This is a genomic window from Streptomyces sp. NPDC057565, assembly GCF_042801455.1.
In the GTDB taxonomy this organism is placed as follows: Bacteria; Actinomycetota; Actinomycetes; order Streptomycetales; family Streptomycetaceae; genus Streptomyces; species Streptomyces yanii.
The window spans coordinates 59,803-79,157 of record NZ_JBHVFU010000029.1; the positions used below are offsets into that span (position 1 = coordinate 59,803).

22 protein-coding genes are annotated in these 19,355 nt (G+C 69.5%); 13 read left to right on the top strand and 9 right to left on the bottom strand.

The annotated features are described in order from the left end of the window. Positions 1-2: 2 nt before the first annotated feature. Genes ACFU8W_RS33580 through ACFU8W_RS33590 form a run of 3 tightly spaced genes read left to right on the top strand, consistent with a single transcriptional unit; the run spans position 3 to position 3,425 of the window. Positions 3-1,748: a cytochrome c biogenesis protein ResB gene (locus ACFU8W_RS33580; protein ID WP_384045341.1), complete on the top strand. Its 1,746-nt coding sequence runs from the start codon at positions 3-5 to the stop codon at positions 1,746-1,748. After that, positions 1,745-2,833 (top strand): c-type cytochrome biogenesis protein CcsB, encoded by a 1,089-nt coding sequence (gene ccsB / locus ACFU8W_RS33585; protein WP_345517579.1) that lies wholly within the window; start codon positions 1,745-1,747, stop codon positions 2,831-2,833. The genes ACFU8W_RS33580 and ccsB overlap by 4 nt, the downstream gene beginning before the upstream one ends. Positions 2,834-2,885: 52 nt before the next feature. Continuing rightward, positions 2,886-3,425, top strand: coding sequence for an SRPBCC domain-containing protein (locus tag ACFU8W_RS33590; protein WP_384045344.1), 540 nt, complete (start codon positions 2,886-2,888; stop codon positions 3,423-3,425). Here ACFU8W_RS33590 and ACFU8W_RS33595 read toward each other — a convergent pair. From ACFU8W_RS33595 to ACFU8W_RS33605, 3 genes are all read right to left on the bottom strand, one after another. After that, positions 3,392-3,811 (bottom strand): hypothetical protein, encoded by a 420-nt coding sequence (locus ACFU8W_RS33595; RefSeq protein ID WP_384045347.1) that lies wholly within the window; start codon positions 3,809-3,811, stop codon positions 3,392-3,394. The two genes, ACFU8W_RS33590 and ACFU8W_RS33595, sit on opposite strands and share 34 nt — an antisense overlap. A gap of 141 nt (positions 3,812-3,952) precedes the next feature. Continuing rightward, complete coding sequence (locus ACFU8W_RS33600; protein ID WP_384045350.1) at positions 3,953-4,396, bottom strand: nucleoside deaminase; 444 nt, start codon at positions 4,394-4,396, stop codon at positions 3,953-3,955. 181 nt (positions 4,397-4,577) lie between these two features. Beyond that, on the bottom strand, positions 4,578-4,982 hold the full coding sequence (locus ACFU8W_RS33605) for a PLD nuclease N-terminal domain-containing protein (protein ID WP_266984542.1): 405 nt from the start codon (positions 4,980-4,982) through the stop codon (positions 4,578-4,580). An 89-nt stretch (positions 4,983-5,071) separates the two neighbouring features. Between ACFU8W_RS33605 and ACFU8W_RS33610 the strand changes: the two genes are divergently transcribed. Next, positions 5,072-6,529 (top strand): menaquinone biosynthesis decarboxylase, encoded by a 1,458-nt coding sequence (locus tag ACFU8W_RS33610; RefSeq protein ID WP_327245798.1) that lies wholly within the window; start codon positions 5,072-5,074, stop codon positions 6,527-6,529. Further along, on the top strand, positions 6,526-7,443 hold the full coding sequence (mqnP, locus tag ACFU8W_RS33615) for a menaquinone biosynthesis prenyltransferase MqnP (RefSeq protein ID WP_384045354.1): 918 nt from the start codon (positions 6,526-6,528) through the stop codon (positions 7,441-7,443). Before ACFU8W_RS33610 ends, mqnP begins: the two co-directional genes overlap by 4 nt. Here the strand turns inward: mqnP and ACFU8W_RS33620 are convergent. Beyond that, positions 7,433-8,041: a rhomboid family intramembrane serine protease gene (locus ACFU8W_RS33620; RefSeq protein WP_345517585.1), complete on the bottom strand. Its 609-nt coding sequence runs from the start codon at positions 8,039-8,041 to the stop codon at positions 7,433-7,435. The genes mqnP and ACFU8W_RS33620 overlap by 11 nt on opposite strands. 134 nt (positions 8,042-8,175) lie before the next feature. Between ACFU8W_RS33620 and ACFU8W_RS33625 the strand changes: the two genes are divergently transcribed. After that, positions 8,176-8,847, top strand: a complete 672-nt coding sequence (locus tag ACFU8W_RS33625; protein WP_345518421.1) for a UbiX family flavin prenyltransferase — start codon at positions 8,176-8,178, stop codon at positions 8,845-8,847. Between the two features lie 23 nt (positions 8,848-8,870). Here the strand turns inward: ACFU8W_RS33625 and ACFU8W_RS33630 are convergent, their stop codons facing one another. Further along, positions 8,871-9,005 carry a hypothetical protein gene (locus ACFU8W_RS33630; RefSeq protein ID WP_266984549.1) on the bottom strand — a complete coding sequence of 45 codons (135 nt, stop codon included), beginning with the start codon at positions 9,003-9,005 and terminating at the stop codon, positions 8,871-8,873. Between the two features lie 132 nt (positions 9,006-9,137). Between ACFU8W_RS33630 and ACFU8W_RS33635 the strand changes: the two genes are divergently transcribed. The 5 genes from ACFU8W_RS33635 (at position 9,138) to ACFU8W_RS33655 (ending at position 13,669) form a co-directional block, all read left to right on the top strand. After that, positions 9,138-9,593, top strand: coding sequence for an Lrp/AsnC family transcriptional regulator (locus tag ACFU8W_RS33635; protein WP_037697429.1), 456 nt, complete (start codon positions 9,138-9,140; stop codon positions 9,591-9,593). Between the two features lie 103 nt (positions 9,594-9,696). Further along, positions 9,697-10,860, top strand: coding sequence for an aminofutalosine synthase MqnE (gene mqnE, locus ACFU8W_RS33640; RefSeq protein WP_345517586.1), 1,164 nt, complete (start codon positions 9,697-9,699; stop codon positions 10,858-10,860). Between the two features lie 121 nt (positions 10,861-10,981). Beyond that, entirely contained in the window at positions 10,982-11,506 is a 525-nt protein-coding gene (locus ACFU8W_RS33645; protein ID WP_345517587.1) for a GNAT family N-acetyltransferase, read from the top strand. A 101-nt stretch (positions 11,507-11,607) separates the two neighbouring features. After that, positions 11,608-11,901 carry a DUF4229 domain-containing protein gene (locus ACFU8W_RS33650; RefSeq protein WP_345517588.1) on the top strand — a complete coding sequence of 98 codons (294 nt, stop codon included), beginning with the start codon at positions 11,608-11,610 and terminating at the stop codon, positions 11,899-11,901. A gap of 418 nt (positions 11,902-12,319) precedes the next feature. Further along, positions 12,320-13,669, top strand: coding sequence for a dicarboxylate/amino acid:cation symporter (locus tag ACFU8W_RS33655; protein WP_384045361.1), 1,350 nt, complete (start codon positions 12,320-12,322; stop codon positions 13,667-13,669). An 84-nt stretch (positions 13,670-13,753) separates the two neighbouring features. On the opposite strand, the gene ACFU8W_RS33660 is transcribed toward ACFU8W_RS33655, so the two are convergent. Continuing rightward, positions 13,754-14,563 (bottom strand): methyltransferase domain-containing protein, encoded by an 810-nt coding sequence (locus ACFU8W_RS33660; RefSeq protein ID WP_384045364.1) that lies wholly within the window; start codon positions 14,561-14,563, stop codon positions 13,754-13,756. A 28-nt stretch (positions 14,564-14,591) separates the two neighbouring features. On the opposite strand from ACFU8W_RS33660, the gene ACFU8W_RS33665 reads away from it, so the two are divergent. Continuing rightward, positions 14,592-14,993 carry a MerR family transcriptional regulator gene (locus ACFU8W_RS33665; RefSeq protein WP_384045367.1) on the top strand — a complete coding sequence of 134 codons (402 nt, stop codon included), beginning with the start codon at positions 14,592-14,594 and terminating at the stop codon, positions 14,991-14,993. Positions 14,994-15,042: 49 nt separating this feature from the next. Here ACFU8W_RS33665 and ACFU8W_RS33670 read toward each other — a convergent pair whose 3' ends face one another. Then, entirely contained in the window at positions 15,043-16,233 is a 1,191-nt protein-coding gene (locus tag ACFU8W_RS33670; RefSeq protein ID WP_384045370.1) for an alpha/beta hydrolase family protein, read from the bottom strand. A 242-nt stretch (positions 16,234-16,475) separates the two neighbouring features. On the opposite strand from ACFU8W_RS33670, the gene ACFU8W_RS33675 reads away from it, so the two are divergent. Continuing rightward, positions 16,476-17,111 (top strand): TetR/AcrR family transcriptional regulator, encoded by a 636-nt coding sequence (locus ACFU8W_RS33675; RefSeq protein WP_384045424.1) that lies wholly within the window; start codon positions 16,476-16,478, stop codon positions 17,109-17,111. A gap of 10 nt (positions 17,112-17,121) precedes the next feature. On the opposite strand, the gene ACFU8W_RS33680 is transcribed toward ACFU8W_RS33675, so the two are convergent. Then, positions 17,122-17,985: a MaoC/PaaZ C-terminal domain-containing protein gene (locus tag ACFU8W_RS33680; RefSeq protein WP_384045373.1), complete on the bottom strand. Its 864-nt coding sequence runs from the start codon at positions 17,983-17,985 to the stop codon at positions 17,122-17,124. Positions 17,986-17,991: 6 nt separating this feature from the next. Next, complete coding sequence (locus ACFU8W_RS33685) at positions 17,992-19,320, bottom strand: 3-oxoacyl-ACP reductase (RefSeq protein WP_384045376.1); 1,329 nt, start codon at positions 19,318-19,320, stop codon at positions 17,992-17,994. Between the last annotated feature and the right edge of the window lie 35 nt (positions 19,321-19,355).

Consider the following 19,355-nt stretch of genomic DNA (forward strand, 5'->3'; position numbering starts at 1 on the left):
CCATGAGCAACACCAATACCAACGCGGCCGAAGAGCGCGCGAACGAGCGTGAGCACGAGAGCCGGCAGGAGCGGGAGAACGCGGCCGAGCTCGGCGCGGCCGGCTCGCAGCTCTCCACCACCCCGCGCGAAGAGGCCCTGGCCACGCTGCCCGCCATGGGCGTCATCGGCTGGGCGCGCTGGTTCTGGCGCCAGCTCACCTCGATGCGGGTCGCGCTGATCCTGCTCTTCCTGCTCTCGCTCGGGGCCATCCCCGGCTCGCTGATCCCGCAGAACAGCGTGGACGAGCTGAAGGTGCAGACCTTCAAGGAAGCCCACACCACCGTCACGCCGATCTACGAGAAGCTCCAGTTCTTCGACGTCTACAGCTCGGTGTGGTTCTCCGCGATCTACATCCTGCTGTTCGTCTCCCTCATCGGCTGCATCGTGCCGCGCACCGGCCAGTTCGTCGGCCAGCTGCGCAGCCGGCCGCCGGGCGCCCCCAAGAGGCTGACCCGACTGCCCGCCTACACGACGTGGCGCACCGACGCCGAACCCGAGCAGGTCCGCGAGACCGCGCTCGCGATAATGCGCAAGCGGCGCTTCCGGGCGCACGTGGACGGTGATGCGGTCGCTGCGGAGAAGGGCTATCTGCGCGAGGCCGGGAACCTGGTGTTCCACATCGCGCTGATCGTCATGCTGGTGGCCTTCGCCACCGGGCAGCTCTTCAAGTCCGAGGGCGGCAAGCTGATCGTCCAGGGCGACGGCTTCTCCAACACGCTGACGCAGTACGACGACTTCAAGTCCGGTTCGCTGTACGACACCGACTCGCTCGCCCCGTTCAGCTTCACCCTCGACAAATTCGTCGGCACGTACGAACGCAAGGGCCCGCAGATCGGTACCCCCCGCAAGTACGAGGCCCACATCACGTACGCCGAGGGTGCGTACGGCAAGCCGAAGAAGACGGTCATCAAGGTCAACGAGCCGTTGGTGGTCGACGGCTCCAAGGTCTATCTGATCGGGCACGGCTACGCCCCGGTCGTCTCCGTCAAGGACGGCAGGGGCAAGGAGGTCTACAAGGCCGCCGTGCCGCTGCTGCCGATCGACTCGAATGTCACCTCGACCGGTGCGATCAAGGTGATGGACGGCTACAAGGACGGGACCGGCAAGAGGGACCAGCTGGGCTTCCAGGCGTTCTTCGTGCCGACGTTCGCGGGCAACGGCAAGGGGACGATGTTCTCCCAGTTCCCGGCCGCGGACTTCCCGGTACTGGCCCTCAACGGGTACCACGGCAGCCTCGGCGTCGACTCCGGACTGCCGCAGAACGTGTACCAGCTGAACACCTCGAAGATGGAGGCGTTCAAGGACAGCAAGGGCGACAAGCTGAAGCAGCGGCTGCTGCCCGGCGAGACGATGAAGCTGCCGGACGGCGCCGGATCGATCACCTTCGAAGGCATCGAGCAGTGGGCCAGCTTCCAGATCTCGCAGCAGCCCGCCAGCGGCTGGGCGCTCACCGGAGCCATCGCGGCCATCGCCGGTCTGGCCGGTTCGCTGTTCATCCAGCGGCGCCGGGTCTGGATCCGGGCTGTACGGGGAGCGGACGGCGTCACCGTCGTGGAGATGGCGGGGCTGGGCCGCAGCGAGTCCGCGAAGCTTCCCGAGGAGCTGGCCGATCTCGCGGTCACACTCCATGACATGGCGCCCACCGCGCCCGACGACGCATCTGCCGAAGCACTTTCCGAAGAACCTGCCGAAGGGGCTGAGAAGTGAATCTCGCCGCCGCAACCAACGAGAATCTGGCACACACCAGCAATGTGCTGATCTATTCGTCGATGGCCGTCTACACCCTGGCCTTCTTCGCGCACATCGCGGAGTGGGTGTTCGGCAGCCGCAGCAAGGTCGGCCGCACCGCCGCAGCGCTGACCGGGGACGGGGCCGCCGCCTCCTCGGCAAAGATCCAGGTCCAGGTCGCGCAGAAGGGTGGCGCCACCGCCGTACTGGACCGGCCGAAGATCATCACGAGGTCGGCCGCCGGCTCGCGGGACGTCCCGGACGGCCCCGGCGCCGCCGGTGGCACGTTCAAGGGCGACCTGTACGGGCGGATCGCGGTCTCCATGACCGTCGTCGCCTTCCTCGTCCAGGCCGGCGGTGTCATCGCCCGCGCGATGTCCGTGCAGCGTGCCCCCTGGGGCAACATGTACGAGTTCTCGATCACCTTCTCCACGGTGGCCGTCGCCGCGTACCTGATCCTGATGGCGCTGAAGAAGAACGTCCGCTGGATGGGCCTGCTGCTGGTCACCACCGTCCTGCTGGATCTCGGCATCGCGACCACGGTGCTGTACACCTCCAGCGACCAGCTGGTGCCCGCCCTGCACTCGTACTGGCTGTGGATCCACGTCTCCACCGCCATCATCTGCGGCGCCGTCTTCTACATCGGTGCGGTCGCCACGCTGCTCTACCTGTTCCGCGACAGCTACGAGAGCAAGCTGGCGAACGGCACCGAGCCCGGCTCCTTCGCCCAGTCCGTGCTGTCCCGGCTGCCCGCCGCGGCGACCCTCGACAAGTTCTCGTACCGCATCAACGCCGCCGTCTTCCCGCTCTGGACGTTCACGATCATCGCCGGCGCGATCTGGGCGGGCGACGCCTGGGGCCGCTACTGGGGCTGGGACCCCAAGGAGGTCTGGTCCTTCATCACCTGGGTCGCGTACGCCTGCTACCTGCACGCCCGCGCCACCGCAGGCTGGAAGGGCCGCAAGGCCGCCTACCTGGCGCTGATCGCGTTCGGCTGCTGGCTCTTCAACTACTACGGCGTGAACATCTTCGTCACCGGCAAGCACTCGTACGCCGGCGTCTGAACCGTTCCCGCGTACGGGTGCGGAACGCGCCCCACCGGGCCACGCTGGAACCATGACCGATGCACTCCCCGTGATCGAACGTGGTACCGCCGAGACCCACGGTGACCGCCACCTCCTGCGGTTCACGCTCCGGCTGCCCCACCCCGTCCCACGGGTGTGGGCAGCCGTTGCCAGTTCCGAGGGGCTGCGGGGCTGGCTCGCCGCCGCCGACCCGTTCGAGCCGCGCATCGGCGGGGCGATCACACTGCGCTGGCTGAACACCGACGCGGACGGGAACGCCACGGTCGCCTCCGGCACCGTCACCGCCTGGGACGTCGAGCGCGTCGCCGAATACACCCTCGAAGGGGTGCACGGCCGGATCCGCTTCCACCTGGAGCCGCCGCGCGGCGAACACGTGCTCCTGCGCTTCAGTAACGAGTTCCATGGCGACGACGCGCTGCGGCTGGACTGTCTGGCGGGCTGGCACAACCACTTCGAGTACCTGGTGGACGCCCTGGACGGGCATCGGGCCGACTGGTCACGGTGGACGCCGGCCCGGTGGCGGGAGCTGCGTGAGAGCTACGGCGCGGAGGACGGCGGCAAGCAGTTCTGAGACGGGGGCTTCCCCTCCGGCCAGGCGATCGCCACGAACCGCTGGGAGACGGTCGCCTGTCCGGAGGGGACCAGTTCCACCACCGGCACCGCCTTGTTGTACGGGTTGCCGTGGTTGTCCAGACAGATCCAGCCGCCGGCCCCCGACACCCGCAGCGACGCCTTCACCCGCGGCCACTGCTCACCCACGTCAGCCGGCTGCGGCAGCCGTTCGCGGTCCGGAGTGGCCTGCCGGATGGCGTGCACGGCCGTCGCCATCGCGTCGTGCGCGATGATCACCTGACCGTCGGTCAGATCGGCGTAACCGGTCGGGCCGATCGGACCCACCGGTTTCTTCCCGACCACCTCCAGCAGGTCCAGGGGTGAGACCTGTCGGACGCGCCGCAAGTCCGTCGTTGCCGAAGATCGCTTCGCGTCCGTACAGTTCTCTGTCCACAGCACCCCCAGTGCCGACGCCTGCCCGAACTGCCACACCGTCAACTTCAGGATATCGGGCGGGTGTTGGAGGGGAATGAGGATTTTCGAGCGCTATTCGGTACCGATGTCCTCGTTCCAGAGGTCGGGATGGTCGCGGATGAACTCCCGCATCAGGGTGATGCATTCGGGGTCGTCCAGCAGCACGACCTGGACGCCGTGCTCGGCCAGCCAGTCGTGGCCGCCGTGGAAGGTGGCGGCCTCGCCGATGACCACCCGGGAGATGCCGAACTGGCGGACCAGGCCGCTGCAGTACCAGCAGGGCGAGAGCGTGGTGACCATGGTCGTGCCGCGGTACGAACGCTGCCGGCCGGCCGCGCGGAAGGCGGCGGTCTCCGCGTGCATGGACGGATCTCCGTCCTGCACGCGGCGGTTGTGGCCCCGGCCGAGGAGCGTGCCGTCCGCGGCGTAGAGGGCCGCGCCGATGGGGATGCCGCCCTCGGCGAGGCCGGCGCGGGCCTCCGCGAGGGCGGTGGCGAGCATGGTCCTGTCGTTCATGCGCGTCCTGTCCTGGTGGTCGGTGCGCGGGGGCGGCGCCCCCGGCCGGCCGCTGTTCCCGGACCGCCGCTCATCCGCGTGGTGCACGCGGCCCTCGAAGCGCCAGGCCCCGCAGGAGCGGACAGCACGGCTGCCCCTGCGGGGCCGGCCGGGCCGGCTGTTGCATCCGTGAGCCTTTGCGCTACGAGGCGGGCGGAGCGGACTCCTCGGGACCGGCTCCGCTCTCCCGGCGCTTGAGCTCCTCCTCGCGGCGGCGCAGATCGGCCTCCCAGTCCTTGAGGAGCGACTCGTCCTTCTTGTTCTCTTCCTTCAGCGCCTTCAGGAAATCCGGATTGTCGTCCGGCGCCACCCACTCGTGGCGGTGATTGCGGTGCCATTCGGAGGGTGTACGGCCTCCGGCGGGCACCTGGCGCAGCTTGCCGGCGGCCAGCCACACGATCGGGCCGACGATCCAGAAGAGCAGGATGATGAAGACCCAGGCGATCTTCGGCAGGTGCTTGGCCTCGTCCTCCGGGGTGTTCAGACAGTCGATGAACGCGTAGATCGTCAGCGCCAGAGGCAGGAGATAGATCAAGGCCCGGAACATGGTGGAAGGGTCCCCCCACGGAGAGATGGCGGGGCACTGTCCCGCCCCGGTGACGGGCCCAGGGTAGCCCGTGGCCGATACTGGACCGCATGGCTTACGACGATCTTCGTTCCCTCCTCCGGGCGCTGGAGCGCGAGGGCGAGCTCAAGCGCATCAAGGCCGAGGTCGACCCCTACCTGGAGGTCGGCGAGATCGTCGACCGGGTGAACAAGGCGGGCGGGCCCGCGCTGCTCTTCGAGAACGTCAAGGGCTCATCGATGCCCCTGGCCATGAATGTCTTCGGGACCGACCGGCGGCTGCTGAAGGCGCTCGGGCTGAAGTCGTACGCCGATATCAGCGACAAGATCGGCGGCCTGCTGAAGCCGGAGCTGCCGCACGGCTTCGTCGGAGTGCGCGAGGCGTTCGGCAAGCTCGGCTCGATGGTGCACGTGCCGCCGAAGAAGGTGAAGTCGGACAGCGCCCCCGTGCAGGAGGTCGTCCTCACCGGCGACGACGTGGACCTGGACCGGCTGCCCGCACTCTTCACCTGGCCCGAGGACGGCGGCTCCTTCTTCAACCTGGGGCTCACCCACACCAAGCACCCGGAGACCGGCGTACGGAACCTGGGGCTCTACCGGCTCCAGCGCCACGACCGGCGCACCATCGGGATGCACTGGCAGATCCACAAGGACAGCCGCAACCACTACCAGGTCGCCGCCAAGCGTGGGGAGCGGCTGCCCGTCGCGATCGCGTTCGGTGCGCCGCCCGCGGTGACGTACGCGTCCACCGCCCCGCTGCCCGGGGACATCGACGAGTACCTGTTCGCCGGGTTCATCCAGGGCAAGCGGATCGAGATGGTCGACTGCAAGACCGTGCCGTTGCAGGTCCCGGCGCAGGCGGAGGTCGTCATCGAGGGGTGGCTGGAGCCCGGGAAGATGCTTCCCGAGGGGCCGTTCGGCGACCACACCGGGTTCTACACGCCGCAGGAACCGTTCCCCGCGCTGACCATCGACTGCGTGACCATGCGGAAGCGTCCGCTGCTCCAGTCGATCGTGGTGGGCCGGCCGCCGACCGAGGACGGGCCGCTAGGGCGGGCCACCGAGCGGTTCTTCCTGCCCCTGCTCAAGATCATCGTGCCGGACATCGTGGACTACCACCTGCCGGAGGCGGGCGGCTTCCACAACTGTGCGATCGTCTCGATCGACAAGAAGTATCCGAAGCACGCCCAGAAGGTGATGAGTGCCATCTGGGGCGCGCACATGATGTCGCTGACCAAACTGATCGTCGTCGTGGACTCCGACTGCGACGTCCACGATCTGCACGAGGTCGCCTGGCGGGCGCTCGGCAACACCGACTACGCCCGGGACCTCACCGTCACCGAAGGCCCGGTCGATCATCTCGACCACGCCTCCTACCAGCAGTTCTGGGGCGGCAAGGCGGGCATCGACGCGACGAAGAAGTGGCCCGAGGAGGGCTACACCCGGGACGGGGGCTGGCCGGACATGGTCGAGTCCGACCCGGAGACGGCGGCGAAGGTCGACCGCCGGTGGAAGGAGTACGGGCTGTGAGTGCGGCCGAAGCGACGCTGGGCCCCGGGCCCGCGCAACCGACCGGCAGGGTCAAGGCGTTCTTGCGGCTCGTGATGATCGAACACTCGGTCTTCGCGCTGCCCTTCGCCTACATCGCCTCGCTGACCGCGATGTTCCATCTCGACGAGAACATCCACTGGGTGCGCCTGCTGCTCGTCACCGTCGCGATGGTCGGGCTGCGGACATTCGCCATGGCCGCGAACCGGATCATCGACCGCGAGATCGACGCCCGTAATCCGCGTACCGCCGGCCGTGAGCTGGTCACCGGTGCCGTCTCCGTGAAGTCGGCGTGGACGGGCGCGCTCGTCGCGGTCGTCGTCTTCCTCGGCGCCGCCGCGCTGCTGAACCCGCTGTGCCTGGCGCTCGCGCCGATCGCCGTCGTGCCGATGGTCGTCTATCCGTACGGCAAGCGGTTCACCCACTACCCGCACGCCATCCTCGGCATCGCGCAGGCCATAGGGCCCATCGGTGCCTGGCTGGCGGTCACCGGCAGCTGGTCGTGGGACGCGGTGATACTCGGTCTCGCGGTCGGCGTCTGGATCGGTGGCTTTGATCTGATCTTCGCCTGCCAGGACGTCCAGGCGGACCGCGCGCACGGTGTGCTCTCGGTCCCGGCCCGCTTCGGGATCCCGGCCGCGCTGTGGGGGGCACGGGTCTGCCATGCGGTGACGACCGGGCTGCTGGTCTGGTTCGGTCTGGCGACGGATGCGGCGTTGTTCTACTGGGTCGGCATGGTGATCGTCGCCGTGGCGTTCGTGTACGAGCACCGCGTGGTGCGGCCGCACGATCTGTCCCGGCTGAACCGGGCGTTCTTCTCCGTCAACGGATTCATCGGGATCGCGCTGTTCGCATGTGCCCTGCTGGACCTGCTGGTGCGCGGCCTCACACCGTAAAGGCGGGGGGTACGGGGCGGGGGTTACGGCGCGGGCGGCGGAACGCGAACGCCGCGCCCACCCCTCCGGCCAGCCCGAACAGATGCCCCTGCCAGCTGATCCCGGAGTCGGTCGGCAGGACTCCCCACAGCAGCGAGCCGTAGACCGCGGCGATCACGACGCCCACCACGATGTCGAGCGGCCTCCGGTCGACGAAGCCGCGGACCAGCAGATAGCCGAAGAGGCCGAAGACCACGCCGGACGCGCCGAGCGTGACGGTGTGCGGTGGCGCGGTCAGCCAGACGCCGAGGCCGCTGACGACGATGACGGTCAGGACGACGGCGGCGAACCGGCGTATCCCGCCGAGGGCGGCGATGAAGCCGAGGATCAGCAGCGGGACGGTGTTGGAGGCGACATGCTCCCACCCGCTGTGCAGGAACGCGGCGGGCACGATGTCGAGGAGTTCGGCCGGCTCGCGCGGGGTGATGCCGTAGGTGTCGAGCGCTTGGCCGGTCGCCGTGTCGATGCCTTCGAGCACCCACAGCAGTGTGATCCAGCCCAGCATCAGTGCGCCGGCCGTCATCGCCCGCGCGGAGGTGCCTGTACGGGTACCGGTCATGGCCGCCCCCTGTCCTTGGCCTGTCCATGGCCGTCGACGGCCTGTCCTTCATCTGTCGGAACGCACGGAGCCCCTCGCTCGGTTCCGCAACTTCTGCGCCGGATAGGCTCGGGGGCGTGGAATCCGGGACTTCAGTGAGTCAGCAGCAGCGGCAGCCTTGGATTGTCGGGGTTTCGGGCGCTTCAGGTACACCATTCGCCGCCGCCGTGCTGCGTGGTCTGCTGGCCGCGGGCGAGAGCGTCGACCTGGTGGTGAGCCGGGCCTCGCGGCTGACGCTGCTGGACGAGACCGGGATCGCCTTCCGCGACGCACGCTGGCAGGAGGATCTGCGGAGCTGGCTGGCCCGCGGCGCGGACGGGAAGCCGCACACCTTCGAGGTGGGCGATGCGGAGCTCGACGGCGTACAGCACTGGGCGGCCGGCGATCTCGCGGCCGGGCCGTCCTCGGGGTCGTACCCGGCGAAGGGGATGCTGATCGTTCCCGCCTCTACGGCCTGTGTGGCCGGAGTGGCGCTCGGGCTCTCGAAGGATCTGCTGCAGCGGGCCGCGAGCGTGACGCTCAAGGAGCGGCGGAAGCTCGTTGTCGCGGTGCGCGAGACTCCGCTGAACGGTCAGACGCTGAAGCATCTGGTGACCCTGGACGAGGCGGGCGCCGTGGTGCTGCCCGCCTCTCCGGCGTTCTATGCGGGCGCGACGCACATCCAGGATCTGGTGGACTTCGTCGCGGGGCGGGTGCTGGACGCGGCAGGGGTGCCGCACCAGCTCTACCGCCGGTGGGAGGGGAAGCTCGGTGGCTCCCGCGACTGAGGCCGGGTTCGCCCCGGCGGGACTCAGCGCTTCTTCGGGGCGCGCGGGGTGCGGGTCTTGTCGATCCGGTGCGCGGCGGCGGGCTGGTGGGCACGCGAGCGGTTGGCCAGGTCCTGCAGCTCGCGCATCCGGGCGTAGGCCATCTCGATCGTGTACACGGTGTTCTCACTCCTGAGGATTCGAAAGCACTTCTTGGAATATCTGAAAGATTTACAGGGCGTGGGCTCTGTATGCCTTAGATTCTACACGTAGACTCGCGGTACTGCTGAACAATGGAAGGTTTCAGTCATATGGACGCGGTGGACAGGCAGCTCATCCAGGCCCTGAGGGAGAACGGCAGGGCCTCGTACGCCGAGCTGGGACGGCTCGTCGGGCTCTCCGGGCCCAGCGTCACCGACCGCATCAACCGGCTGGAAACCGCCGGTGTCATCACCGGGTACCGCGCCACCGTCGACGCCGCCTCGCTCGGGCTCGGGGTCACGGCCCTGATCGGCATCTCGCTCTCCGACGCTGCCGACCACGAGGACGTCGCGCGCCGGCTCAAGGACCTCGCGGAGATCGAGGACTGCTGGTTCATCGCGGGCGACGACTCGTTCATGCTCAAGGTGCGGGTCGGTGACGTCGACGGCCTGGAAAGGACCATCCGCCGGCTCAGCGGCACGAAGGGCGTCTCCCGGACCCGTACGACGATCGTGCTCTCCACCAAGTGGGAGAACCGGGTCGGGGAACTCCCCGAGGAGTCGTAGGCGTAACGTGGTGGAGCCCCCGGGTGACCGGGGGTTTCTGCCGGTGTCACGGTGGAATCCGGTGGAACGCACAGCACGTCAGAGACATCTGGGAGGCAGCCGCATGGATGTTGGGCTCAAGCGCGAGCTGGAGGAGAAGGTCCGCGCAGGGGAGCGGCTGACCCGTGAGGACGGCATCGCCCTCTACGAGTCGGACGACCTGGCCTGGCTCGGCGGCCTTGCCCACGAGGTGCGCACGCGCAAGAACGGTGACGTCGTGCACTTCAACGTCAACCGGCACCTCAACATGACGAACGTGTGCACCGCCTCGTGCGCGTACTGCTCGTTCCAGCGCAAGCCGGGCGAGAAGGACGCGTACACGATGCGCATCGAGGAGGCCGTCCGCCTCGCGAAGGCGATGGAGGGCGAGAATCTCACCGAGCTGCACATCGTCAACGGGCTGCACCCCACTCTCCCGTGGCGCTACTACCCGCGCTCCCTCAGCGCGCTGAAGGAAGCCCTGCCGCAGGTCTCCCTCAAGGCGTTCACCGCCACCGAGATCCACCACTTCGAGACCATCTCCGGGCTCTCCGCCTCCGAGATCCTCGACGAGCTGATCGAGGCCGGTCTGGAGTCGCTGACCGGTGGCGGCGCGGAGATCTTCGACTGGGAGGTCCGCCAGCACATCGTGGACCACGACACCCACTGGGAAGACTGGTCGCGCATCCACCGCCTCGCGCACGAGAAGGGTCTGAAGACCCCGGCGACGATGCTGTACGGGCACATCGAGGAGCCGCGTCACCGCGTCGACCATGTGCTGCGACTGCGCGAGCTGCAGGACGAGACCGGTGGCTTCCAGGTCTTCATCCCGCTCCGCTACCAGCACGACTTCGTGGACATGAAGGACGGCAAGGTCCGCAACAAGCTCCAGGCGCGGACGACGATGGCGACCGGCGCCGAGGCGCTGAAGACCTTCGCGGTCTCGCGTCTGCTCTTCGACAACGTCCCGCACGTCAAGGTCTTCTGGGTGATGCACGGCGTGCAGACCGCCCAGCTCGCGCTGCAGCACGGCGCGGACGACATGGACGGCTCGGTCGTCGAGTACAAGATCACGCACGACGCGGACAACTACGGCACGCCGAACAAGCTCGGCCGTGACGACCTGCTGGACCTGATCCGGGACGCGGGCTTCCGCCCCGTCGAGCGCAACACCCGGTACGAGATCATCCGCGAGTACCCGGGGCCGGACGCGGACCGTCGCGAGGCGCCGCAGCCGATGCGCGTCTGACGCCCGGCGCGTCCCTGCGTACCGCTCCGTGCGAAAGCCCCGGCCGCCGTCCCCGGCCGGGGCTTTCTCGCGTACTGGACGGTTCTTGGGCCACTCATTCGGTAATAGCTAATCTGCCGTCATGGCACTTACTTTTGAGCTCGACCCCAAGTTCGACGGCACGCTGCGGGACGGCATCATCGCGCTCTGGGTCGATGTCTCCAACGCGGGCGGAGCCGTCGGCTTCATACCGCCCGTCACCACCGAGGAGATCCGGCCCGAGCTGGTCAAGCATCTCGTCTCGATGGCCGAGGGGCGCACCCGGCTGCTGGTCGGGTACGACGAGGAGGGTGCCGTCGCCGCCACCGCCTTCCTCACCCACAACACGCACCGGCTGATGACCCACTGGCTCTGGATCTACACGGTGATGGTCCACCCCCGGCACCAGGGCAAGGGCTACGGCCGCGGTCTGATGTCCGCCGTGGCGGAGGCGGCCCGCGGGTTCGAGGGCATCGAGGCGATCCGGCTGACCTGCCGGGGCGGCACCGGCGCCGACCGTTTCTACATGTCGTGCGGTTACAAGGAGGTCGGACGGGTGCCGGGTGCGATCCGGGTCGCCGACGGGGACGACCGCGACGACATCATCATGCTGCTCCCGCTGGACTGACCACAGGGATCCTCCGACTGTTCCTGCCCGCCGAAGCGAACGATTTCGGGGCATGCTTCACTGGTCGGGCAGGATTGCCGTACCCAGAGAGAAGGCCAGCCGTGTCCGCTGCCAAGCCGAGCGCAACGATCCGGTACACCCTGATGCGCCTCAGCATCTTCGTCGGCTGCCTCGCCGTCGTCGCCGTGGCTGTCACCTACGGTCTGCTGCCCTCCGGGCTCGGCGGATCCAATGTCATGTGGATCATCCTGCTGGCCCTGCTTCTCTCCGCGCCCCTCAGCTACGTCCTGCTGCGCAAGCAGCGCGACGAGATGTCCGCGCAGATCGCCCCCAGGATCGACCGTGCCAAGGCGCGGCTGGCGGCGAACCAGGACCAGGAGGACGGCGTCGCGTAGCGAGGCGCGTGGAGCCCGTGAGGGCCGCGTGAGGGCCAGGTAAGGAATACGTAAGGTTCCTCACACCCGCAAAGATTTTCTTCGGAACCCCAGTACCGAGCTTCTCGCTCATGTACTGGGGTTTCGCCGTTCCCCGGGGCCGGGCGGGTCATGGTTTCCCCAAAGAAGACCTTTGAGGTTCTCAAAGTTCAAGTGTTAACGTGTTCGACATGAAGACAGCTGTGCGCCCCCGCCGTTCGACGAGCATTCCGCTCGTGGCGTGCCTGCATGTCGATCTCTGCCGCTGTATGTCCGCGGTCTGTTAGCCGCTACGTCGAACCGGCACCATGCAGCGGCGCCGCCCCTGACGCGGGCGCCGCACCCCCGTCCCCCCGTTTCGTTCCCGTGCGCCCCGATGCGTCACATCAGGAGTGTGTCCGTGTCCGCGAATCCCGCGTCCGCCACCGCCGGCAAGCCGTCCGGCTCCGGTTTCCGTATACCCAAGGTCCCGTTCTGGGCCCAGATCGTCGCCGGTCTCGTCCTCGGTGTGCTGCTCGGGTGGCTCGCCCGCAGCCAGGACATCAACTGGCTCTACACCACGCTCGACAAGGTCGGCCACATCTTCGTCCAGCTGCTGAAGCTGGCCGTCGCGCCCCTCGTCTTCTTCGCGATCCTGGTGTCGATCACCAACCTGCGCAAGGTCAACAACGCCGCCCGGCTGGCCACCCGCACGCTGCTCTGGTTCATGATCACCTCGCTGATCGCGGTCGCCATCGGCCTTGCGATCGGCCTGATCACCAACCCGGGTTCGGGCACCGGTCTGACCCCGAAGGACGGCAAGCTGCCGGAGGGTGCGGGCTCCTGGCTCGACTTCCTGACCGGCATCATCCCGGAGAACGTGATCACCCCGTTCACCGAGCTGAACGTCCTGCAGATCGTCTTCATGGCCGCCGTCGCCGGTATCGCCGCGCTCCAGCTCGGCGAGAAGGCCCAGCCGATCCTCACTCTGAGCGAGTCGATCCTGGAGCTCCTCCAGAAGGCCCTGTGGTGGGTCATCCGCCTGGCCCCCATCGGCACCATCGGCCTCATCGGCTATGCGATCGCCGACTACGGCTGGGACCTGATCGGCAAGTACGCGACGTTCACCGCCGACGTCTACATCGGCTGCGCCCTGGTGCTGTTCGGCGTGTACCCGCTGCTGCTCGCCACCGTCGCCAAGGTCAACCCGGTTCAGTTCTTCAAGGGCGCCTGGCCCGCGATCCAGCTGGCCTTCGTCTCCCGCTCCTCGGTCGGCACGATGCCGGTCACCCAGAAGGTCACCGAGCGTCTCGGCGTCCCGAAGGAGTACGCGAGCTTCAGCGTCCCGTTCGGGGCGACCACGAAGATGGACGGCTGCGCCGCGATCTACCCGGCGCTGGCGGCGATCTTCATCGCCCAGATCTTCGACGTGCAGCTGGGTGTCGGTGACTACATCCTGATCGCGTTCGTCTCGGTGATCGGCTCGGCGGCCACCGCCGGTCTCACCGGTGCGACGGTCATGCTGACTCTCACGCTGTCGACGCTGGGTCTGCCGCTGGAGGGTGTGGGTCTGCTGATGGCCATCGACCCGATCCTGGACATGATGCGCACGGCCACCAACGTGGCCGGCCAGGCACTGGTGCCGGTGATCGTGTCGGCCCGCGAGAAGATCCTCGACCTCGACGCGTACCACTCGGCCTCGTCCTCCCCGATCGACGGCATCGAGGTGCGCGACGCGGAGCAGCAGGTGAGCGTGCCGGTCGCCGCGTAGTACGACCACAGTTTCCGCCGAGCGCCCCCGGTCCGTCCGTCGACGGACCGGGGGCGCTCGCCGTTGTGCGCGCGGGCCGGCACCTCAGGGAGCGGTGCCCGCCGCGACGAAGAGGGGGAGGGCGAGGAACAGCCGCCCGGTTCGGGCGCGTGCGCGCTGGTCCGCGGTCCAGGCCGAGGCCTCCGCGGCGGTGAGGGCGCCCGTGTCCCTGGCCGCCTCTGCCAGTCCGGTGAGCATCGCCAGCGCCGAGGCGTCGGTGAGGACTGCCGTACGCACCTCCGCCACGACGTCCTCGAACCCTGCGCCCAGCAGCAGATTCCGCTGGCGGCGGGCGGCCCGGGGGCTCGGTACGGTGTCGGCCCGCGCGTGCACGAGGGCACGGGTGAGTGCGGGGTCGTCGGAGTCGATGACGAAGGTGTCCCAGTCCTGCCCGATGAGGACGGCCCGCCCGCCGGGGATCAGTACGCGCCGCGCCTCGCGCAGGGCGGCAGCGGGGTCGGTGAGGGCGTGGAGCACCTTGTCGGCGCGGTAGCCGTGCAGGGAGTGATCGGGGAAGGGGAGGGCGTACGCGTCCGCCCTCCGGATGTCCGCGCCGGGGAGCCGATCCCGGGCGACGGCGACCATCCGCGCGTCGAGGTCCGCGCCGATGGCCCGGGCGCCGCGCGCGGACAGCTCGGCGACCGCGATTCCGGTCCCGCAGCCGATGTCGACGACGGTGGTGTCCGCTCCTGCCCGGAGCAGTTCGTAGCTGTGGTGCCGGAGCGCGGCGGCGCCCGGGATCCGCTCGGCCGCATCGAGGAGCGCGACGAGAGGCATGGCGGACGCGGTGGTGGGAGCTGTGGCCAGGGGTGTCGGCACGGGTGCGGCCGAGGGTGTGGTCCGGGGCTTGTCCATGGCCGCCAGGCTGCGACTTAATGTCGGCATGAAGTCAAGCGAGGCGGGGACTCTGCTGAGCATCGGGGACGCGGCGGCGCGCTTCGGGCTGCCCACACATGTGCTGCGGCACTGGGAAGCGGTGGGGCTCGTGACGCCCGCGCGGGACGGTGCGGGAAGACGGCGTTACGGTGCGGACGACCTCACCCGGGTCGCGGTCGTCGTCCGGGCCAAGCGGGCGGGTCTCGGCCTGGATGCGATCCGGGTTCTGGTCTCCGCCGCGGACCCCGCCGAGCGTCGGGCGGTGCTCGTCGGTGAGGCGGCGCGGCTGCGCACCCGTATCGCCGCCGTGCAGGCCTCGCTGGACCTGGTCGAGTGCGCGCTGGACTGCGAGCACGACGACTTCACCCGGTGCCCCCACTACCGCACGCACGTGGCACTCGGGCTCTGAGCGCCACGTGCGCGTGCGACGCGACGTGCCCTTTCCCGTCCGGGGCGGGTCACGGCTGCTGGAACCCGACCTCGGGGTTGTCCGGTGTCGGGCCGTCCAGGAGCGGTTGGGGCGTGCCCCGCAGATGGAGATCGAAGAAGGCCGCGACATAGTCCCGGGTGATCCGTATCGAGCGTTCGCCGGAGAGCGGTGCTTCGGGGTCGACTATGCCCAACTGGCCTCCCAGCACAGGGACATCGGTGAAGGTGAAGTGGCCGGATTCGGTGACGGTCAGCCAGCGCTTCCAGCCGTCCAGCTGCGCCCAGCCCTCGTCCCAGCTCTCGTCCTCACCGCCGGGGTGGTGGTCGGAGGCGGTGCCGAGCATCAGGAACGGTCTGCCGTCGAGTCCGCCGGCAGGGACCGGGTCGAAGAAGGTGCCGTCCATGTCGACCCCGGCGCGCACGCGGTGGTCGGCGGCCATGGTCGAGGCGGTCGCGTTGCCGCCGATGGAATGACCGGCCATGCCGATCCGGTGCGGGTCGATCATGTGGGCGTGACGCCAGGCAGGGTGACGGCCGGTCAGCCGGTCCAGCACGAAGGAGAGGTCCTTGGCCCGCCCCGTGGCCACGGCTGCCATGCCCGTCGTCGCGGTCTGTTCGCAGGCGGCGCAGGTGAGCAGGCGCCCGCCGGGGAAGGTGGTGCCGGTCGACTCGTAGGCGTGGTCGACCGTCGCGACGACGTATCCACGGCTGGCCAGGTCCTCGGCCAGACCGGTGAGTGTCGTCCGCGGAGTGCCGAAGCCGGGGGAGAGCACCACCAGCGGGAACCGGCCGTGTGCCGGGCGGGCGGCCAGGCGGGAGTGGGTGAGGGTGGCGCTGACCGTGGTCGCGGGGATCACGTCCTCCAGACCTCGGGACGCCAGCATCAGCCGGGCTTCGTCCGTGGTCATGTACGGCGCGGTCGTCGTGCCGCTGCCGGGAAGGGCCGGGTAGTGGACCGACACCATCAACTGCCGGGCGCCCGAGACGGGGACCCAGGGGTCCGGGCGACTCCCGTCGGTCAGATGCAGGGTGTCCCGGCCTGTCGCGTAGGGCCCGGTCGGCCGGGGAACTTCCAGCGAAGGTCCGGTGGCGGCGTGTGCCGCAGGGGTCGCATCGGGACGGGTTCCGGGACCCGGGGCGGCTGAGGCGGTCGAGGGTGCGGCGAGCAGGACGGCCAGGGCGATCGCCGTGGCCGTGGCCCGGCTGCGAGGACTGATCATGGTGAAGACGCTACGGATCCGGCCGTGCCGGAACATCGCGCGCAGGGGGGAACCGCTGTCCCACCACAGGGTGATCCCGGGCTCCGGAAGACCTGACTTTCGTCGGGGGTATAACCGGCCACTCGGCGGCCGCGGAAGTCCTCTTCGTACGACGGGCCAGGGGCCCGCGCCGTACTCTTACCGAGGAGTAGGACAGTGGGGGCGGGAGGAAGTCGGACGTGGGTGCTGTGAAGAGCAAACGGATGCCGCGTGCCGTGCGCGAGCAGCAGATGATGGACGCCGCGGTACAGACGTTCGGGCAGCGCGGATACCGGGCCGCTTCGATGGACGAGATCGCGGAGCTGGCCGGGGTGTCCAAGCCGCTGGTCTATCTGTATCTGAATTCCAAGGAGGAGCTCTTCACCGCCTGCATCAAGCGCGAGGCGAAAGCGCTGGTCGCAGCGGTGCGATCGGGGGTGGAGCCGGGGCTTCCGGCGGATCGGCAGCTGTGGGACGGGTTGCGGGCATTCTTCACGCACACCGCGGAGAACCCGGACGGCTGGGCGGTGCTGCACCGGCAGGCGCGTACGCACGGGGAACCGTTCGCCACCGAGGTCATGGTGATGCGCGACGAGATCGTTGCGTTCGTGACGGGTCTGATCGGTGCCGCGGCCCGTGAGGCCCACCACGATCCGGCACTTCCGGACCGCGATGTGGCGGGACTGGCGCAGGCCCTCGTGGGGGCCGCCGAGTCGCTCGCCGGCTGGGCGAACGACACCCCGGGCGTTTCTGCGAAGGAGGCCGCGGCCACGCTGATGAACTTCGCCTGGGCGGGTCTGGAGAACCTCATGCGCGGCCGCCCGTGGCTGCCGCCGAACAAGTCCGCCGGTCAGAGGTAGCGGCGGCCGGTCACGAAGCCGGTCCCCCGCCGTCCCGCGTCGTCGCCCCCGTGAGGTGGATCCGACTGCCGCTGCGGAGCTGGAAGGCGGAGCCCGAGTCGTCCGCCGCGTACGTCACCGTCGCCGGGAGCAGGACCGGCGCCTTGAAGTCGGCGCGTACGGACCGGATCCGGCCCGGATCGTCGGCTTCGGCCAGGCAGCGGGCGACCGTCCACATGCCGTGCGCGATGGCCCTCGGGAAGCCGAACAGCCGGGCGGTCAGCGGGTACAGATGGATGGGGTTCCGGTCACCGGACGCCGCCCCGTAGCGACGTCCCAGATCGCCGGGGAGCCGCCACTCGGCGACGGCGGGGAGCTCGGTGGCAGGCGCCGCGCCGGCAGCCGTGGAAGCGGCAGCGGTTGTGGTCGAGTGGCGGGACAGATAGCCGCTGCGCGATTCCCAGACCAGCTCATTGTGCGAGCGCGCCTCCGTCACCATCGTGACTTCGGTGCCGCGGCGGTGCGGCGTCAACACGTCTGCGTAGACGGTCAGTTCGAGCGGGTTGGTGGCCGGTGACGCCCGGTGCCGGGTGATCTCGATCCAGGTGTGGACCAGCCCGACGACCGGCAGCGGGAACTTGTGCCCGGTCATCAGCCGCATCGCGAGGGGGAAGCCCAGCACATGGGGGTACGTCAGCGGCAGCGTGCCCGACTCGCGGAAGCCGCAGATCCTGCTGTACGAGGCGAGGGCGTCGGGGGCGACGGGGACGTTTTCGGCCGTCAGCCGGTCGGCGGTGAGCCCGGCGCCGGACCGGCCGGCGCGCTTGAACGGGGACGTGAGCGCGCCCCGCACGAGTGAGGCCGTCAGGGTCCGGGAAGGGGCGGCAGCTGTCATCGGACGTCACGCCCCCAGCAGGCTCTGGCCGCAGACCCGCACGATCTGGCCGTTGACGGCCGTCGACGCGGGCTGGGCGAACCATGCGGTCGTCTCGGCGACATCCACCGGAAGACCGCCCTGCGAGAGCGAGTTCATGCGACGGCCCGCCTCCCGGATGAAGAGGGGAACCGCGGCGGTCATCTTCGTCTCGATGAAGCCGGGGGCGACCGCGTTGACCGTGACGCCGTGGTCGGCGGCGGCGCGCGGGGCCAGGGAGCGGACCAGGCCGATGATGCCCGCCTTGCTCGCCGCGTAGTTCGTCTGCCCGTTGTTGCCCGCGATACCGGCGATGGACGCGGTGGCGACGATCCGGCCGCCCCGGTTGACGGTGCCTGACGTGAGCAGGGCGTCCGTGGTGCGCAGCACGCTGTCGAGGTTGACCTCGATGACCGGGGCCCAGCGGTCGGCGGGCATGTTCGCGAGCCGCCGGTCGCGGGTGATGCCCGCGTTGTGGACGAGGATGTCCAGGCCGTCGGGGGCCGTGGCGGCGATCCGTTCGGCGGCGTCGTACGCGGTGATGTCCAGGGGCAGGGCGGTCGCGCCGAGCCGTTCGGCGGTGCGCTTCAACTCGTCGGCGGACTGCGGGATGTCCAGGCAGATGACCTGCGCGCCGTCCCGTGCCAGGACCGAGGCGACGGAGGCGCCGATACCGCGCGCCGCACCGGTGACCAGGGCGGTGCGCCCGGTGAGCGGCGCGGCCCAGTCGGTGACCGGGTCGGGCGCGGCGCCGGTGAGTTCGACGACCTGGCCGCTGACGTACGCGGACCGGGGTGAGAGCAGGAAGCGGAGCGTGGATTCGGCCGAGGCGACCGCACCCGGCGTGATCCGGAGCAGCTGGACGGTGGTGCCCCTGCCGATCTCCTTGCCGAGCGAGCGTACGAACCCCTCGAGGGCCTGCTGCGCTGCCGCCTGGTGATGGTCGTCGGCCGACGGCCGCACCCCGAGGACCACGATCCGTCCACCCGGCGCCGACGAGCGTATGACGGGATGCAGCGCCGCGTGCACGTCCCCGAGCCCGGAGGCGGTGGCAACTGCCGTCGCGTCCAGGACGATTCCCGCCGGGCGGGCGGCCGTCCCGGCGCGGTCCGTCACCGGGAGGCCGGTCGCGGCGAGGAGCGCGGCGAGCTCCTCCGCGACCGAGGAGTCCCCGGCGGTGAGGTGCAGGAGCGGGCCGTCCAGCGACTGGGTCTCCGGCGTCCAGCGGCGCAGCCGCGCGGGCTGCGGCAGGCCGAGCTTCCGGGTGAGAAATCGGCCGGGCGCTGTGCCGGTGACGTGCAGATAGCGGTCGGCCATTGTCCAGACTCCCTGCTCGGTCGTAGATTTACTCC